The sequence below is a fragment of the Acinetobacter puyangensis genome (genome assembly GCF_900096995.1).
Taxonomy (GTDB): domain Bacteria; phylum Pseudomonadota; class Gammaproteobacteria; order Pseudomonadales; family Moraxellaceae; genus Acinetobacter; species Acinetobacter puyangensis.
The window spans coordinates 1-17,751 of the sequence record NZ_OANT01000011.1; the positions used below are offsets into that span (position 1 = coordinate 1).

The window sequence follows — 17,751 nt, forward strand, 5'->3', positions numbered from 1 at the left end:
CTACAACATGCTGCGGGTGTAGCAGGATTTGAAGGTGCACAAGTCATCAGTAATGATGATTTTTGGACCACGGACATGGATATTTTTATTCCTGCAGCACTGGAAGGGCAGATCACTGTTGAAAGAGCACAAAACATCAAGGCAAAATTAATCCTTGAAGGTGCCAACGGTCCAACCTATATCGAGGCCGATGATATCCTGACGCAAAGAAATATTATTGTTGTACCGGATGTGGTATGCAATTCGGGTGGTGTAACAGTCAGTTATTTTGAATGGGTGCAGGATATGGCAAGTTTCTTCTGGAGTGAAGAAGAAATCAATCAACGTCTGGATAAACTCATGGTTCAGGTGGTGGATGATGTCTGGAACATGGCCAATCAACATCTTTGTTCACTGCGTACCGCTGCCTATATTCTTGCATGTCGCCGTATTTTGACCGCACGTAAAGAACGTGGTGTATTTCCGGGATAATATCTAAATTGATAAAATATCCTATTTACGATTTATATATGCAGTGATGATTTACTCAAAAATAATCACTGCATGATTCTGAAATCATATGCTATTCCATGGTGCCTGCTGCCATCTTTCAAGTAAAAAATCACTGAATACAGTCAGTCGGCGTGGAACTGGTTCTCTTCGTGCTCGTACAAGACTGATTTTCGAGGCACTTCCCTCCCAGTCAGGTAGTATGCGTACTAGTTGGCCGCTGCGCAGTTCTTCATGAATATCCCAGGTTTCTCGCATAGAGATTCCTAGTCCGGCCAGGCACCACTCATGTAAAACCTCACCATTGTCGCTACATAGTGGACCACTTACCATAACCGTCTGTTCATACTTATCATTACGAAACGTCCAATTATTCTGTAATAGCCCAGGATATGCAAACACCAGACAATTATGTTGACTCAATTGCTCGATATGGGTAGGGCATCCATAGGCCTTAATGTAATTTGGTGAGGCAACAATAATACGTCGATTATCCGTTATCCTTCTGGCAAGCAATCTTGAATCTGCTAACTCTCCTATACGAATAGCTAGATCCAAATCATCACGATATAAATCCTGTATATGATCCGAAAGACGTAAATCAAATCCAACTTTTGGGTATAAGCGGCAAAAATCGGTGATTGCCGGCGCTACAAATTTGCGTCCGAACGGGGCTGGAGCGGTCAAACGTATATTGCCGGTCAGTTCCTGACTGCCACCTCTTGCCAATTCTTTAACTTCTTCCAAAACTGACAGGGCGACACGCGCTCTTTCGGCAATAGCGCGCCCCTCGTCCGTGATGCGCAGGTTACGGGTGTTCCGTTCAAACAAGGTGGTTCCGAGAGCACCTTCCAACCTAGCGATTTGCTTGCTGACGACTTTGGGCGCAATTTGGAGGTCTCTAGCCGCTGCCGAAAAGCTTTGGCGGTCAACCACGTGCAGGAAAACGGCGAGATCATCATTACGCAATTTATTTGGGCCATTTTGGAGTAAGTGTTTGTCGATTTTAGGCACTTTGAAGCATAAAGTAAATCGTCCAGAATGACTGTTGACCATGTTCATCCGGCGCATACAACTCGACCTTGTTGCCGAGTACCAGAGCAACTTTCATCAAACTTCTAAGGAGCCATGAGATGTCACAGCGCATACTCTTTGTATTGACCAGTCATGATAGGAAAAGCGTTGCAAACGCTCCCGAGGGCGTGCCCAGCGGCTTCTATTTGTCTGAGGTGACTCACCCGCACAAAGTTCTCACCGAGGCAGGATTCAGCATCGATTTTGTCAGTCCAAAGGGTGGTAAGACCCATGTCGATGGGTTGAACCTGAACGATCCGGTGAATGCTGAATTCTGGAACGACCCCACGCTTCGCGCGGCCACTGAAAACACGTTGGCACCGTCGCAGATCGATCCCGATGTCTACGATGCGATCTTCTATGCCGGTGGTCACGCAACGATGTGGGATTTTCCTGACAATGCAGAGTTGGCATCAATCGCGGCCCGCATCTATGAGCGGGGTGGCGTAGTATCCGCAGTTTGCCATGGCGCGGCTGGATTGATGAACATCAAGCTCTCCGATGGTCGCTATCTGGTCACAGGCAAAAAAGTCTCGGCCTTCACCCATGATGAGGAGCGCGCGGTCGGATTGTACGACATCGTGCCGTTTCTGCTGGCTGATGTTCTCGAAGAACGTGGAGCGAAGCATCTGCCGGCAGCAAACTTCGAAGCCCAGGTCGTCGTAAGTGATCGGCTTGTAACTGGGCAGAACCCTGCGTCGGCCAAAGGCGTAGCCGAAGCAATACTGTCTCTGTTGGTATCCAGCACGCTCATAGGCGGGCCTAAGCCATGAATGAGCGTATGCCTTTCGTCATCTACGTCTTCGCACTCTGCGCTTTTGCGCTGGGTTTTACCGAGTTCGTGACTATCGGTCTGGTGTCCAACATTTCGGCGGATCTTCATACCAGCATTAGCCAAGTGGGGACGGCGGTGACGGCCTATGCGCTGGGCGCGGTGATCGGCGCGCCAGGGCTGACGGCGCTTGCAACGCGTTGGCCGCGTAAGCGGCTGCTTTTGGTGGCCATGGGCTTGTTCACACTTGGCAATGCGATAGTGAGCTTATCGGAGGCATTGACGCCGATGCTCATTGCTCGTTTCACTTCCGGACTCGGCCATGGCGTTTTCCTTGCCGTAGCTTCGAGCGTTGCCACACAACTTGTCGGTCGCAATCGTGCCGGTGCCGCCGTCGCCGTTGTGTTCGGTGGATTGACACTTGCTCTGGCTCTGGGCGTACCCTTGGGAACATACCTCGGCAGTCTTCTGAATTGGCAGGTGATCTTTATGGCGGTAGCTGCCAGCGGCGCCATCGGTTTTATGGGATTGCTCTTCCTGATGCCGACCGATCACAATGACGCCTCTGCTCAGGCCAATGCAATGGACGGGCTCAAGACTATGTTCAATCCGCGCCTACTGGCAGGCGCAGGTATCACGGTTTTGGCTTATGCCGGTTCATTCGCACTCTACACCTACATCTCACCTATTCTCTTGCAAGTGACACAGGTTGGCGAAAGCACCAGCAGCCTGCTCATGCTCTGTTATGGCATCATGGCAGCCATCGGCAACATTTGGGGTGGACGCCTGACGGACCGCAAGGGGGCTGATTATGCCGTGATGGTGGCGTTGGTTGGGCTGGCCGTAGTTCTGCTTGCTATATGGGTGTCAGCCTCATCACTTGTGCTGATGGTATTGCTGGTCGGATTGTTAGGTGCTCTGACCTATGCGGCTGTCCCAGCGCTTCAGGCACGTGTGATAGGCCTATCTCATGACGATGCACCGCAGGCATCTGCGGTTGCCGCAGGGCTAAACATTGCCGGATTTAACGGTGGCATCGCCTTAGGGTCAATTTTGGGAGGCATTGCTCTGGAAAGTGCCGGCCTTATGAGCACTGCATGGGTCGGAGCGGCTATTGTTACTTTGGGTATATTCTGGATGTTATGGCAGAAATATCGGTTTAGATAAATTCCGATATTTAGCCGTCTTACTAATAGAAATATGAATCAATAGGTTGATGTCGATAAAACAAAAATCGGCATAAATTTTAAGTCTGAGCACAAATTGCTAAATGATGAAACATATTTAGGCTTGGTATCACTTACCAATACAAAACGATCCGAAAATCTTACCGAGTAAATCATCTGCACTAAAATCACCTGTAATCTCACTCAGTGCATTTTGTGCCAGACGCAGTGACTCAGCCACCAGTTCACCGGCATGATAGTCTACCAACTGAATACGGGCCTCTGAGAGATAGTTTTGAGTGCGCTGCATGGCATCCAAATGTCGGGTACGGGCAATAAAGGTGTCTTCTTCTGGCTGGAAGCCTGCATATTGCGTCACCACATCCACCAGTTGTTCAATGCCCTGATTTTGTTTTGCAGATAATACGACGCGCTGATAATCCTGCAACTGATCAATATGCGCTGCGGTTGCGGTCAAATCACATTTATTGGCAATTAAAATCAGCCGTTTTGGGTCCATATATTCGGCAAAAAACTGTTCTGCCAACTGCAATGGCTGTTGTTCCTGACTCAGATCATAAACAAATAGCAGTAAATCTGCCTGTTCAATCGCTTTATAAGCACGGCGGATACCTTCTTGTTCTACCACATCCCCAGTATCCCTTAAACCAGCGGTATCGGTTAATGTGATCGGTAAACCTTTTAGACTGATTTTTTCATGTAATACATCACGGGTGGTACCTGCAATATCCGTTACAATGGCACGATCTACCCCGGCAAGCGCATTGAGTAAACTGGATTTTCCGGCATTCGGTTTACCGGCAATCACTACCTGCAAGCCTTCACGTAATAGCTGTCCCTGACGTGCTGATTGCTGTACATTTTTGACCGCCATTTGCACATCTTCCAGCAAGGCCAGAATTTTGCCATCGGCCAAGAAATCAATTTCTTCTTCGGGGAAATCAATGGCAGCTTCGACATGCAAACGTAGATGAATCAGTTTTTCCAGTACTGCATTGACACGCTCGGAAAATGCACCCTGTAAAGAGCGTACCGCAGACCGTGCTGCGGCTTGTGAAGTGGCATCAATCAAATCGGCAATGGCTTCGGCCTGGACTAGATCCATCTTGCCATTTTCAAAGGCACGCATGGAAAATTCGCCGGCTTTGGCAGCTGTTGCACCCAGTTGTAGAACCCGAGCGAGCAGGGCATTTTGAATGACAGGTCCACCATGCCCCTGGAGTTCCACCACATCTTCTCCGGTAAATGAATGTGGATTCGGGAAACACAATACCAAGCCCTCATCCATCACTTCATCCGTCTCATCAAGAAACTGACGAAAGCCGGCCATTCTGGCGGGGGCTAAAGTCTTACCCGTTAAAGCTTCGGCAATCACAAATGCTTTAGGCCCTGAAAGGCGAATCACACCGACACCACCACGGCCTGGCGGAGTTGCAATCGCAGCAATAGTAGAATTGGTGGCGAGCATGGGCATGGTCCTGTATCAAAATCGAGGCAATAAAAAATCCGCCTAAGATTATCATCTTAAGCGGATTTATTCAGCTAGTTTAGCTTAATTTGCAACTTTCGCTGCACGTTCTTTTTCCGCATTCTTATTGATAAACCATTGTTGTAAAATGGTAATACTGTTGTTGACAATCCAGTATAAAACCAGACCAGCAGGGAAGAACAGCATAAAGACTGTGAAAATGATCGGCATTAAACGAAATACCTTGGCTTGCATTGGATCGGCAGGTTGCGGATTCAGCATTTGCTGAACGAACATGGTGATCCCCATTAATAACGGCAGAATGAACCATGGATCCATTGCCGATAAATCTTGAATCCACAGAATCCATGGCGCATGACGCAATTCCACACTTTCCATCAGCACCCAGTACAAGGCCAGGAAAATCGGCATTTGCAATAATAATGGCAGACAACCGGACAAAGGATTAACCTGTTCACGTTTATATAACGCCATCATTTCTTGAGAAAACCGCATACGGTCTTCGCCAAATTCTTCTTTCATGCGCTGCATTTCGGGTGCAATAACCCGCATTTTTGCCATCGAACGATAACTTTTTGCAGATAATGGCCATAAAATCAATTTCACCAGAATCGTCAATAGAATGATTGACCAGCCCCAGTTTCCTACGATTTTATGAAAGAACTCAAGTCCCCAGAACAATGGCTGTGCAATCGGCCATAACCAGCCATAATCAACCGTTTGATTTAAACCAGCTGCCAGATCTTTCAATTCTGATTGAATTTTAGGGCCAGAATATAAAGTTGCACCGATATCGTATTGTTTGCCAGCAGGCACATTGACCAAGGGTGAACGGAATCCAATAATATGATAATCACCCGTATTACGGGATTCTAAATGCGCAGTATAATTGGCATCGGGTACCCATGCAGATACAAAGTAATGCTGGACAATCGCAACCCAGCCACCTTTGCTTTGCTGGTTTAACTTTTCTTCATTAAAGTTGGTAAATTTCAGCTTGTTATAATGCTCATCCTGCGTACCCCAAGCGCCGCCCAAATAGGTTCCAAGGGTAAAAATCCCCTGATCCGATTTACCCGGATCTTCTGCGCTGTCACGTTTTAACTGAGCGAACATTTGACCTTGCCAGTTGGCATTACTGCGGTTCACAATGCGATAGTTAACCGCAATTGGAAAATCACCTTGGGTAAAGCTAAAGGTTTTAATGATTTCCACGCCATCGGCAGTTTTATAGACCAGTGGGACTTCAAGCACTTGCTGTGCTTTGTCGTCTTTGTCCTTTACAGTTTTTGCATCAGTCAAACCATAGGAAGTTTTTGCGACTTCATAAAGTGGTCTGCCTTGCGCGCTTTGGTCGGGTCCATTGGTACCAATTAGACCAGATTGTGCAATATAGACATGTTTGTCATTTTGCAGCATGACAAAGGGTTGATCACTGTCTTTACTCTTGTCATGCGTCAGTAATTCCAGACGAACAATATCGCCACCTTTGGGATCAATCCATACATTATATTTGTCTGTTTTTACAGAAACAAGTTGATGTGTCACAGATGGCGCTGTGCTTGCTGCCGCAGCGGGTGTCACATTCGACTGTGGAATATCTGTTGCAGCAGTATTTGTTTGTTGCGTTGGAAGATCCGCCGAGTTATTACCAGCTTGTGCTACCACCGCAGGCGGTGTTTCAACATTTGCTTTATGGCCATAATCCTGTTGCCAGGCCAAAATCAGCAAATATGCAGTCACAAACATGGCACCGAGAATCGCAAACCTGGCCCATTGTTGCATAGTGTTTACCCTAAATTTTAAATAGAGGTTGAATTGTATTAACGTTCACGCAAGGGTACATAAACGTAAGAAATTTGAGAATCATAAAGTTGAAACGAAATACATCGTAAAGGTTTTGGCGGCACCGGATCATAGCCATAACCACCCCAAGGATGACAACGACACACCCGTCTTGTACTCAAATAAACTCCCTTTACCGTACCATGAATATGTAACGCTTCAATAGCATATTGAGAACAGGTTGGAATATAACGACAACGTGGTCCAAGTAGCGGACTAATCACAATTTGATAAAAGCGGATACACCAATGTAATATTTTTTGCATTGGTTCACTCTACTATAAGGTAGATAAAGCTTTATTTTGTTGGAGTTTATTTTTGGCGAGTAGACGCTTTAATTTATTCCACGCCATATTTAATTGTTGCTGCAATTCTGCATTAGATATTTGCTCAATCCCAACTTTTGGCATCACAACAATATCTAAACCCAACAATTGATGCTGGTTTAAGCGAAAACTTTCACGACTAATACGTTTCACACGATTGCGCTCATGCGCACGTCGCACTTTTTTCTTAGCCACCACCAAACCAATACGACGCGAATCTGTATCAGGTGATAAACTGGCTAAAATCAAAAAGCTAGGTTGGTGCACTTTAAATAAAGTGTGATTAAATACACCTGCATAATCTTTAGCGCAACGTAAACGCACGTCTTTACCAAAAGAATAAAGTGCCATACAACCTTGTCAACGCAGTCTTAACAGTATAATAAATTATACTGTTAAGCTGTGACGACCTTTTGCACGACGACGTGCAAGCACTTGACGACCAGCTTTAGTCGCCATACGAGCGCGGAAACCGTGAACGCGTTTGCGTTTTAATTCACTCGGTTGGAATGTACGTTTCATGGTGAAACTCCAAATCAATCATCTCTATAAAGGTGCGCAATTTTAGTCGTCTGTACCGGATGTGTCAATGCAAAACCCAATAAACTTGCTAAGTTTCGTTCAAAAAAAGCAAGAATGTTTGAATTTAAATTCAAAAACGTTATTTTAAATTTAAAACTTGCTTGTGTTGTATTTAATTTTGAATTCAAACTTGAGTTAACTGATATAAAGTTATCAACACTTCTAAATTCAAACAAATTCTTTCAAGATCAATTATAAAGTCTATGTAATACAAGCTATCTATGCTGTTTTATTGCTACAGATAGCATTAAAAGATATGAACACAGTCAATAGCGGTCACATCAAGCATGATATTTTTGAATTCAAATTTAAACTTTATCAAGTTTTCCCCAGTTTACGGGCTTCTTATAATTAAATTTATAAATTTAAAATTTAAACTTATTATTATTAGCACCCGAAATAACTGTGGAAAGGGCTATTTTCTTTAAATTTATTATAAGAATAGCGTGTGGATAAGTTTGTTTGCTTTAAAAGATTAAATTGTGGATAAGTTTGTGCTATATTTTATCCACAAGTTGTGATTAAAGTTATCCACATGCTGTTTTGAATTTAAATTTAGTGTTGTCTGTGGATATTTTGCACATCCGTTGCGTATAACTTATGACAGCTGTTGATAACTTCGTTAGAATGGCGACCCTCTTGTATGGTGCAAGACGATTTTTGAATTTAAAAGAGATAGGGGACAAACTATGCTTTGGGCAGAATGCTTAGTACGTTTACGACAAGAGTTGTCTGATAACGTCTTTGCGATGTGGATACGTCCTCTGCATGCAGAACAGTCTGGTGAAACATTAAAATTGTTTGCACCGAACCCCTATTGGACAAATTATATTCAAAAAAACCATTTGGAATTAATTTCTATTTTGGTGGAGCAAATTTCCCAAGGACAAATTCGACATGTGGAAGTGCTGGTTGATTCCCGCCCAGGTGCAATTGTAAATGTGCAGTCAACACCCGCCACAACAACAGCTGCTTTATCCTCTAATGTGCCTGCCACTAAAGTGACTTCACAGCAGGAAGCCCCTGCAAAAAATGCAAAAAAACGACAACTGAATCCTTTATTTACCTTTTCTTTGTTTGTGGAAGGTCGTTCTAACCAGATGGCGGCTGAGACTTGTCGTAAAGTATTAACCCAATTGGGTGCACCGCAGCATAATCCTTTATTTTTATATGGTCCCACTGGTTTGGGTAAAACTCACTTGATGCAAGCTGTGGGTAATGCATTATTACAGGTACGCCCTAATGCCCGTGTCATGTACATGACCGCAGAAAGTTTTGTACAGGATTTTGTCAGTTCCCTGCAGCGCGGTAAAGTTGAAGAGTTTAAGAAAAATTGTCGTTCTCTGGATTTAATGCTGGTCGATGATATTCATTTACTGGCCGGTAAAGAAGCCAGTTTAGTTGAGTTTTTTTATACGTTTAATGCTTTGCTGGATGAGTCGAAACAAATTATTTTAACCTCCGATCGTTATCCAAAAGAAATGAAAGGATTGCTGGATGATCGTTTGGTTTCGCGCTTTTCTTGGGGGTTATCGGTGGGTATTGAACCGCCAGATATTGAAACTCGCATCGAAATTTTATTAAAAAAAGCTGAAAGCAATCATGTTGATTTGCCACGCAATTGTGCTTTGTTTATTGCCCAACAGGTGGTTGCCAATGTGCGTGAGCTTGAGGGTGCACTAAACAAAGTTGTGGCGATCGCCCGTTTTAAAGGAACGCCGATTGATCTTGATGTGGTGCGAGAATCTTTAAAAGATGTGTTGGCGATTCGCGCCAGAACCATTAGTGTGGAAAATATCCAGCGAGTGGTGAGTGAATATTTTCGTATTCCCTTAAAAGAATTAACCGGACCTAAACGTACCCGGATTTATGCTCGTCCCCGTCAATTGGCGATGGGCCTGGCACGTGAGCTGACCGGGGATAGTTTTCCGGAAATTGGTATGGCATTTGGTGGGCGCGATCATAGTACCGTGATGCATGCTTGTGAAAAAGTACAAAGCCTGCGCGATGAAGATCCAACATTTAATGAAGATTATAAAAACTTAATGCGTTTGTTGCAAAGTTAGCGGTATAACAATCAACACTTGTGATTTTTAAGATCGCAATTATTCTTATGTTCTCACTAAAACTCGGTTAGAATAGCCCTAGTTTTGTATTTGCCTTGAGGATTGAGACGTGCGATTAAAAATAGCCAAAGAAACCTTATTAAATGTGCTTGCTCATGTGATGGGTGCGGTTGAACGTCGTCATACTTTAAATATTCTCTCCAATGTCAAAGTACAGGTGTCTGAAACCCAACTGACCATTACTGGTTCGGATTTAGAGGTTGAACTAGTGGCAAGTGCGACCTTGGAAGCCGGCGCATGTTTACAGGCAGGCGAAAGTACAGTACCTGCGCGTAAACTGATGGATATCTGCAAATCTTTGCCGAATGCTGCATTGATTGATTTGCAGGTGACAGAAGATCAGCGCTGTATCATTATGTCCGGACAAAGCCGTTTTGTGCTGGGTACACTGGCAGCCGAAGATTATCCACTGTTAAGTACAGAACAAATTCAGGGAATGCAAGTTCATGTTTCACAACGTGAATTAAAGCGTTTATTTGAAAAAACTGCATTTGCCATGGCGGTACAGGATGTACGTTTTTATTTAACTGGCACATTGCTGGAAATTGAACAAAATAAACTGCGTGCAGTGACCACAGATGGGCATCGTTTGGCACTTTGTGAAACAGAAGCGCAATCTACTGCACAAAATGCCATTCAAGCCATTGTGCCACGTAAAGCAGTAGGTGAGTTACAGCGCCTGTTAACGGTGGAAGATTTACCTTTAACTTTACTCATTGGTCGTGAGTTATTGAATGTAAGTATCGAATTACCGGCACGAGAAAAAGAATCTGCAATTGTGGTTCGATTTACCACCAAACTGATTGATGGTAAATTCCCTGATTATCGTCGTGTGGTCCCTCGTGGAGGCGATAAAATTGCTACATTGGCACATGATGCATTTAAACAATCCTTACAACGTGTGGCAATTTTAAGTAATGAAAAATTACGGGGCGTTTTCCTGAATTTTAATCACGACAGCTTACAACTACGTGCCAATAACCCGGAACAAGACGAAGCAGTTGAAGATTTCGTCATGCAATATCAAGGCGAAAACTTAGAGATGTCATTCAATGCCCAATATATTCTTGATGTATTGAATGCACTGGATGGCGATGATGTACAAATGCAAATGTCTGAAGCCAATCAATCTGTTTTAATGCAGGATCCAAGTCAGCCAACACAAACTTATGTTGTGATGCCAATGCGTGTCTAAATATGCTATTGCATAAGCTGCGTATCGAGCGATTAAGAAACTTACAAGCGGTTGCACTGGATCAGTTGCAGCCGTTTAATGTCTTTTATGGTGCCAATGGTTCAGGCAAAACCTCGATTCTCGAAGCCATTCATCTATTGGCTACAGGACGCTCATTTCGCACGTATACCCCAAAACATTATATTCAATATCATCAAAACGACACGGTGGTGTTTGCCCAGTCCAGCGAGTATCGCATCGGTTTGCAAAAAATGAATAGTGGCGAACAGATTATGCGGGTCAATGGCGATACTGTGGCAACACAAGGTCAACTGGCCAAAATTTTACCGGTACAGGTGATAGAACCGCAAAGTACCGATATTATCGATCAAGGCGCAAAACCCAGACGACAAATGCTGGACTGGTTAATGTTCCACGTGGAACCGGATTTTTATCCGATTTGGCAAAATTATTCCCGTGCCTTAAAACAGCGTAATTCATTACTCAAAAGCTATCCCGTACCGCGAGAACAGGTCAAAATCTGGGATCAGGTATTGGCACAAGAAGGTGAGCGCATTCATATGCTGCGTGACATTATCGTGGATCGTTGGCAAGTAGATGTACAGCAGGAATTAAACTATTTATTACCTGATGTACAGATTGATCTGGAATATTATGCAGGGTTTTCTACGGAACTCGGATTGGCACAACAGCTCGATCAGGAATTACAAAAAGACATTGATCGACGTCTGACGCATCATGGTGCACACCGGGCCGATTTACGATTAAAAACAGCAATTGGCTATGCAGATGATGTATTATCACGGGGGCAAAAAAAGTTATTAATCATTGCATTAAAACTGGCCCAAATTAGCATGTTGAATAGGTCAAACAAGGAAACTGTGGTATTATTGGATGATCTAACAGCAGAACTAGATTCGCAGGCACAACAACGATTAATTAGCCGTTTGCATCAGTTGGGTAGTCAGGTTTTCCTTACCACTTTAGATCAACATGCAGTGCAAATATGCTTGGATCAACAACATATGCGCTATCAATTGTTTTGTGTGGAATCTGGACAAGTCAGTCCAATTTAAGTTTATTTTGAAATTCTTTTCCAAATTTTAGGAGTAATCATGAGTTCAGAACAACAATCTGCCTCTAACAACGAACAAGCGACTGAAAAAGCTTATGATTCCTCTAGTATCAAAGTATTGCGTGGTTTAGATGCAGTACGTAAACGGCCGGGCATGTACATCGGTGATACTGACGACGGTACGGGTCTGCATCATATGGTGTTTGAAGTCGTAGATAATGCTATCGACGAGGCTTTGGCTGGACACTGTGACGAAATTACCGTCATTATTCATGATGATGAATCCGTCAGTGTATCGGATAATGGCCGTGGTATTCCAACCGATATTCATCCGGAAGAAGGGGTTTCTGCGGCAGAAGTGATCTTAACCATTCTACATGCCGGTGGTAAGTTTGACGACAATAGCTATAAGGTTTCTGGTGGTTTGCATGGTGTTGGTGTTTCAGTTGTAAATGCTTTATCCAGCCAGTTATTTTTAAATATTCGTCGTGCAGGCAAGATATTTGAACAGGAATATCGCCATGGTGATCCACAATATCCTTTAAGAGAAATTGGTGAAACCACCGAAACAGGGACCACTGTACGTTTCTTACCAAGCGGTGAAACATTTGGACAAACCATTTTTAATGTCGATATTCTGGCGCGTCGTTTACGCGAGTTATCTTTCTTAAATGCCGGTGTGCGCATCGTATTGCGTGATGAGCGTGTTAATTCCGAGCAAGTATTTGATTATGCTGGCGGTTTATCCGAGTTTGTTAAATATATTAACCAAGGTAAAACTCACCTGAATGAAATTTTCCATTTTACCGTAGATGCCGACAATGGTATTGGTGTCGAAGTTGCCTTGCAATGGAATGAATCTTATCAAGAAAATGTATTGTGTTTTACCAATAATATTCCTCAAAAAGATGGTGGAACGCATCTGGCTGGTTTCCGAGCTGCCTTGACCCGCGGTTTAAATAACTATCTGGATAATGAAAATATTCTGAAAAAAGAAAAAGTTGCTGTAACTGGGGACGATGCCCGTGAAGGTTTAACCGCAATTATTTCAGTTAAAGTACCTGATCCAAAATTCTCCTCACAAACTAAAGAAAAACTGGTTTCCAGTGAAGTAAAACCTGCGGTTGAACAAGCGATGAACAAGGAATTTTCGGCTTATCTGCTGGAAAATCCGCAAGCGGCAAAATCCATTGCCGGTAAAATCATTGATGCAGCGCGTGCCCGTGATGCGGCACGTAAAGCGCGTGAGATGACCCGTCGTAAAAGTGCGCTGGATATTGCAGGCTTACCGGGGAAATTGGCGGATTGTCAGGAAAAAGATCCGGCTTTATCTGAATTATATTTGGTCGAAGGTGACTCTGCTGGCGGTTCTGCCAAGCAGGGACGGAATCGTAAAATGCAGGCTATTTTACCGCTCAAAGGTAAAATTTTGAATGTGGAACGTGCCCGTTTTGACAAAATGATTTCCAGTCAGGAAGTAGGTACCTTAATCACTGCATTAGGTTGCGGGATCGGCCGTGAAGAATATAATCCGGAAAAATTACGCTACCATAAAATCATTATCATGACTGATGCTGATGTCGACGGTTCACACATTCGTACCTTGTTGCTAACGTTTTTCTTCCGTCAAATGCCTGAATTGGTAGAACGTGGATATATCTATATTGCCCAGCCGCCATTATATAAGCTGAAAAAAGGCAAGCAAGAACAGTATATGAAAGATGATGAGGCGCTGGAAACCTATTTGATTTCTAATGCCATTGATGAGCTGGCTTTACATATCAGTGCAGAAGCACCTGCCATGACAGGTGCAGCACTGGAAAAGTTAATCAAGGATTATCAGGGTTCACAAAAAAGCATTAGCCGTTTAACTCAGCGTTATCCTGCAACTTTACTGGATGCGTTGCTGGAAATCGAACCGTTTCAGAATGACCAGAAATTTGATCAGGCTTACGTTCAGCAATGGGCAGAACAATTAAATAGCGTGATTGCCAGAATCCAGCCAAGTTTGCGTCCAGAGCTGTCACTTGAACAATTTACGCTACAGGTTGATGATCAGGATAAGGTGATGTATTACCCACGAATTACCGTGTATGTACATAATCTGCCACATCATTATTTACTTGATGCGACATTGCTGCAATCTGCCGAATATGCGCGTTTGCTTAAGAGTTCAAAAAGCTGGTTTAACTTACTTGAGCAGGGTGCTTATTTACAAAAAGGCGAACGTAAAATTCTGGTGCAGAATTTTCATCAAGTTTGGCAACAGATTATTCAGGATTCCCGCCGTGGCATGATGATTCAGCGTTATAAAGGTCTGGGTGAAATGAACGCCGAGCAACTCTGGGAAACCACGATGGATCCAGAAAATCGTAATATGTTGCAAGTCACCATTGATGATGCAATCGAAGCAGATCGCATGTTCTCATGCCTTATGGGTGATGATGTGGAGCCACGTCGAGCCTTTATTGAAGCAAATGCCTTAAATGCGGATATTGATGCTTAAAATACGCCATTAGAGGCGTTCATACACTTTAAAATTAGACGACAAAAACTAGTTTAATGGCTATTAAAAAGCAGGCGATTCGTTAAGAATCGCCTGCTTTGTTTCTGATTTAAAAAGTATTATATAAATTTATTGTGCCTGAGTCTGCCAACGTTGTTGAGCTTCACTTGCAGAGATATTTAAAATTACTTTATCATTTTGAATATCCTGAATCCAGGAGGTCGGAATATAATGATGCTGACCGTCAGCATCTTCGTCATTTTTGATCAGTTTGACTTGATCTTGACCTTCTAAATGATCGACACGTCCGACATGTTCATGATCAGAACCGAGTACTTCTGCATGTTCTTGAATTGAATTTGGATCTAAAGTCGCCATGGTATTCTCCATATTTATGTCTTTTGATTAAGGGTGGAACCAAATTTAAATGTTTTATTCAGTTCCAGTACTCACTAAGCTAATATGAATTGACGTTAAGAAATAGACCAGAAAGATCACGTTATGTAAGATTGATAGTAGATTCTATTAAAGCGATTATTATTTTAACAAAGTATTATATTTCAATAATTTAATTAAAATCCATAAAATTATGATGAAGATAATCAAGCAGTTGTATTTGTAATAAAACATATCACTTCACTGTTCATGTAACCACGGTGAGATCTTGTATAACGTACATGCTTGATTTCTTACAAGTCATCAGTTGTTCATATCATTCTGGTCTAGGATCTAAAAAATACCTCCTTCTATAACGAATGTTATTGAGTTATCCACAGCGTAAAGATTAAATTTATTTTGAAGAAGGAAAGCATTGATATCTTATTTTTAAATTCAAAACATGGAATTAATTGATAAAATTTTGTGGATAACTTTGTATTTGAATTTAAAAAAATTAGTGCTATAAAATTATACTTGCGTTTTGCACAAGTTTATCCACAGTTTAAGTTTTTTAAATTTAAAATGAAAAATATTTCTTGCTGCTTTAATTATCCACATTGCTTTAAATTTAAAAGTGGCGTTATAGGGGGGAATTTTTTGAATTTAAAAAATAAGTGGGGCGGTGTGTGACTTTGGTTTAAAAATAAAACACGCTATAATATTTGATTATTTTATTGCCTAATTTTAGGTCTTCTTTTACTGTCGTCACTTAGCGGAAATATGCCAATGAATGCGGTCAATACTGCCGATGCACAACCTTTAGTGGGAATTATCATGGGGTCTCAATCGGATTGGGCAACACTGGAACATACAGCAAATATGCTCGAACAACTTGAAGTTCCTTTTGAGGCAGAAGTAGTGTCAGCCCATCGTACACCCGACCGTTTATTTGAATATGCAGAAACCGCGCGGCAACGTGGTATTCAGGTGATTATTGCCGGTGCTGGTGGTGCAGCACATTTACCTGGTATGTGCGCCGCCAAAACAGATTTACCAGTGCTTGGCGTACCCGTGAAATCATCGATTTTAAATGGTGTGGATTCGTTATTGTCGATTGTACAAATGCCGGCCGGGATTGCAGTCGGTACTTTGGCAATTGGTCCTGCCGGTGCGACGAATGCAGCAATTCTGGCAGCACAGATTATTGCTTTAAATCATCCAGAAATTGCCGAAAATATAGCAGCTTTTCGTGCTGCACAAACTGCAAAAGTAGCAAACAATAATATTCCGGGTCAGGCATAAGGACGATTCAACATGACAACAACCACAATCGGTATTTTTGGTGGGGGTCAATTGGGTCGAATGATGGCCCAAGCTGCCTTACCATTAAATATTAAATGTACTTTTTTTGAAGCAAAAACAGATTGTCCTGCGGCAGCTTTAGGTCGTGTCATCTCATCTCGGACAGACCATGGTTTACAGGATTTTATTGCCAGTGCCGATGTATTTAGTCTGGAATTTGAAAATACACCGCTTGCTGATGTCGATGTTTTACGCCAGAACAAAAGTCTGTTCCCACCTCGTCCGGCGTTAGCAACTGCACAAAATCGTCTTTTGGAAAAAGCACTGTTTGATGCGTTAAATATTCCTGTTGCAGCCTATCGTGCTGTTGATAGTTTAGCCAGTTTAAAACAGGCTGTTGCCGATCTAGGCTTACCGATTGTGCTTAAAACTGCAACCGGTGGTTATGATGGCAAAGGGCAGTTCGTATTGCGTGAAGCTGATCAGATTGAACAGGCTTGGGCAGAATTGGGCCCTGCAAAAAGTTTGATTGCAGAAAGTTTTGTACAATTTTCTCGGGAAGTATCCATTATTGCGGTACGTGGACAGGATGGTGAGGTACGTACTTGGGATCTTGCTGAAAATCATCATCATCATGGCATTTTATCTCATTCCATTGTACCTGCACCAGATAGTCAAGACTTGCAGCCTGTGGCACAGGATTATATTACCCGCTTATTGCATCACCTCAATTATGTGGGCGTGTTGACACTGGAATTATTTGTCACAGAACAGGGTTTATATGCCAATGAAATGGCACCTCGAGTTCATAATTCTGGACATTGGTCGATTGAAGGCGCTGTTTGTTCTCAATTTGAAAACCATATTCGTGCAGTCGCGGGTTTACCTTTAGGCTCAACACAGACGGTTCGACCAACTGTGATGATCAATATCATTGGTCAATATCCCAAAACTGAAGAAGTATTGGCTTTGTCCGGTGCTCATCTGCATCTTTATGATAAATCTGAACGCACTGGACGAAAAATTGGACATATTACCTTGATGCCAATGGATAGTAATGATCTGACTTCTTTGTGTACTCAACTGGCAAAAATCTTACCAGAACCCTTAGCTTTAACAGAAAAAATTCAAATAAATGTCGACTAGGTCTAAAAAATAAACATATAATGCAATTTAGTTAACATAAATCGCATTTATTTCTTGCAAATCCTGAGTGATTTGCTATACTTTGTTTTATTAGAACTGCTTTTTAGTTTATACGGTAACACACCCCTGTTACCGTTTTTTTTGCCTACGATTTTCTGTCCTTTTCTTTTCGCATATTCATTATTAACATTCTTATTAGATACACGGATTTTTATATTCATTATTTTAAAATGATTATAAATATTGTTTTTCATCTGTT

Annotated in this window: 16 protein-coding genes; 9 read left to right on the forward strand and 7 right to left on the reverse strand. The window is 42.6% G+C overall.

Translation table 11 applies throughout. The features are described from left to right. Positions 1–471 (forward strand): Glu/Leu/Phe/Val family dehydrogenase (locus tag CRO21_RS14850; protein WP_409449484.1); only part of this gene is annotated, 471 nt, incomplete at its 5' end. 84 nt (positions 472–555) lie between these two features. Here CRO21_RS14850 and CRO21_RS14855 read toward each other — a convergent pair. Beyond that, positions 556–1,560 (reverse strand): LysR family transcriptional regulator, encoded by a 1,005-nt coding sequence (locus CRO21_RS14855; RefSeq protein WP_213064429.1) that lies wholly within the window; start codon positions 1,558–1,560, stop codon positions 556–558. A 62-nt stretch (positions 1,561–1,622) separates the two neighbouring features. On the opposite strand from CRO21_RS14855, the gene CRO21_RS14860 reads away from it, so the two are divergent. Further along, complete coding sequence (locus CRO21_RS14860; protein WP_097080100.1) at positions 1,623–2,336, forward strand: type 1 glutamine amidotransferase domain-containing protein; 714 nt, start codon at positions 1,623–1,625, stop codon at positions 2,334–2,336. Then, positions 2,333–3,502 (forward strand): MFS transporter, encoded by a 1,170-nt coding sequence (locus tag CRO21_RS14865; protein WP_097080101.1) that lies wholly within the window; start codon positions 2,333–2,335, stop codon positions 3,500–3,502. Before CRO21_RS14860 ends, CRO21_RS14865 begins: the two co-directional genes overlap by 4 nt. 129 nt (positions 3,503–3,631) lie before the next feature. Here CRO21_RS14865 and mnmE read toward each other — a convergent pair whose 3' ends face one another. The 5 genes from mnmE to rpmH form a co-directional block, all read right to left on the reverse strand. Next, positions 3,632–4,990: a tRNA uridine-5-carboxymethylaminomethyl(34) synthesis GTPase MnmE gene (gene mnmE, locus CRO21_RS14870; RefSeq protein ID WP_097080102.1), complete on the reverse strand. Its 1,359-nt coding sequence runs from the start codon at positions 4,988–4,990 to the stop codon at positions 3,632–3,634. 84 nt (positions 4,991–5,074) lie between these two features. Continuing rightward, a complete protein-coding gene (gene yidC / locus CRO21_RS14875) occupies positions 5,075–6,796 on the reverse strand; it encodes a membrane protein insertase YidC (RefSeq protein WP_097080103.1) in 1,722 nt (573 codons plus the stop codon). Positions 6,797–6,834: 38 nt separating this feature from the next. Beyond that, positions 6,835–7,122, reverse strand: coding sequence for a membrane protein insertion efficiency factor YidD (yidD, locus tag CRO21_RS14880; RefSeq protein WP_097080104.1), 288 nt, complete (start codon positions 7,120–7,122; stop codon positions 6,835–6,837). 12 nt (positions 7,123–7,134) lie between these two features. Then, complete coding sequence (gene rnpA, locus CRO21_RS14885) at positions 7,135–7,533, reverse strand: ribonuclease P protein component (RefSeq protein WP_097080105.1); 399 nt, start codon at positions 7,531–7,533, stop codon at positions 7,135–7,137. Positions 7,534–7,569: 36 nt separating this feature from the next. Continuing rightward, positions 7,570–7,704 (reverse strand): 50S ribosomal protein L34, encoded by a 135-nt coding sequence (gene rpmH, locus CRO21_RS14890; protein ID WP_000831329.1) that lies wholly within the window; start codon positions 7,702–7,704, stop codon positions 7,570–7,572. Between the two features lie 749 nt (positions 7,705–8,453). Between rpmH and dnaA the strand changes: the two genes are divergently transcribed. The 4 genes from dnaA to gyrB all read left to right on the forward strand — a co-directional run bounded on the left by dnaA (position 8,454) and on the right by gyrB (position 14,666). Further along, positions 8,454–9,830, forward strand: a complete 1,377-nt coding sequence (dnaA, locus tag CRO21_RS14895; protein WP_097080106.1) for a chromosomal replication initiator protein DnaA — start codon at positions 8,454–8,456, stop codon at positions 9,828–9,830. 109 nt (positions 9,831–9,939) lie between these two features. Further along, a complete protein-coding gene (gene dnaN, locus CRO21_RS14900; protein ID WP_097080107.1) occupies positions 9,940–11,085 on the forward strand; it encodes a DNA polymerase III subunit beta in 1,146 nt (381 codons plus the stop codon). Between the two features lie 2 nt (positions 11,086–11,087). Continuing rightward, on the forward strand, positions 11,088–12,161 hold the full coding sequence (gene recF / locus CRO21_RS14905) for a DNA replication/repair protein RecF (protein WP_097080108.1): 1,074 nt from the start codon (positions 11,088–11,090) through the stop codon (positions 12,159–12,161). A gap of 39 nt (positions 12,162–12,200) precedes the next feature. Then, positions 12,201–14,666 carry a DNA topoisomerase (ATP-hydrolyzing) subunit B gene (gene gyrB / locus CRO21_RS14910; protein WP_097080109.1) on the forward strand — a complete coding sequence of 822 codons (2,466 nt, stop codon included), beginning with the start codon at positions 12,201–12,203 and terminating at the stop codon, positions 14,664–14,666. A 129-nt stretch (positions 14,667–14,795) separates the two neighbouring features. Here the strand turns inward: gyrB and CRO21_RS14915 are convergent, their stop codons facing one another. Then, the gene (locus tag CRO21_RS14915; protein WP_087621341.1) at positions 14,796–15,044 is read right to left on the reverse strand and encodes a DUF2171 domain-containing protein; all 249 of its coding nucleotides are present in this window, start codon (positions 15,042–15,044) and stop codon (positions 14,796–14,798) included. 786 nt (positions 15,045–15,830) lie between these two features. On the opposite strand from CRO21_RS14915, the gene purE reads away from it, so the two are divergent. Both purE and CRO21_RS14930 read left to right on the forward strand, forming a co-directional pair. Then, positions 15,831–16,346 carry a 5-(carboxyamino)imidazole ribonucleotide mutase gene (gene purE / locus CRO21_RS14925; RefSeq protein ID WP_097080111.1) on the forward strand — a complete coding sequence of 172 codons (516 nt, stop codon included), beginning with the start codon at positions 15,831–15,833 and terminating at the stop codon, positions 16,344–16,346. Between the two features lie 12 nt (positions 16,347–16,358). Next, positions 16,359–17,492, forward strand: coding sequence for a 5-(carboxyamino)imidazole ribonucleotide synthase (locus CRO21_RS14930; RefSeq protein ID WP_097080112.1), 1,134 nt, complete (start codon positions 16,359–16,361; stop codon positions 17,490–17,492). The last annotated feature ends 259 nt before the right edge of the window (positions 17,493–17,751 follow it).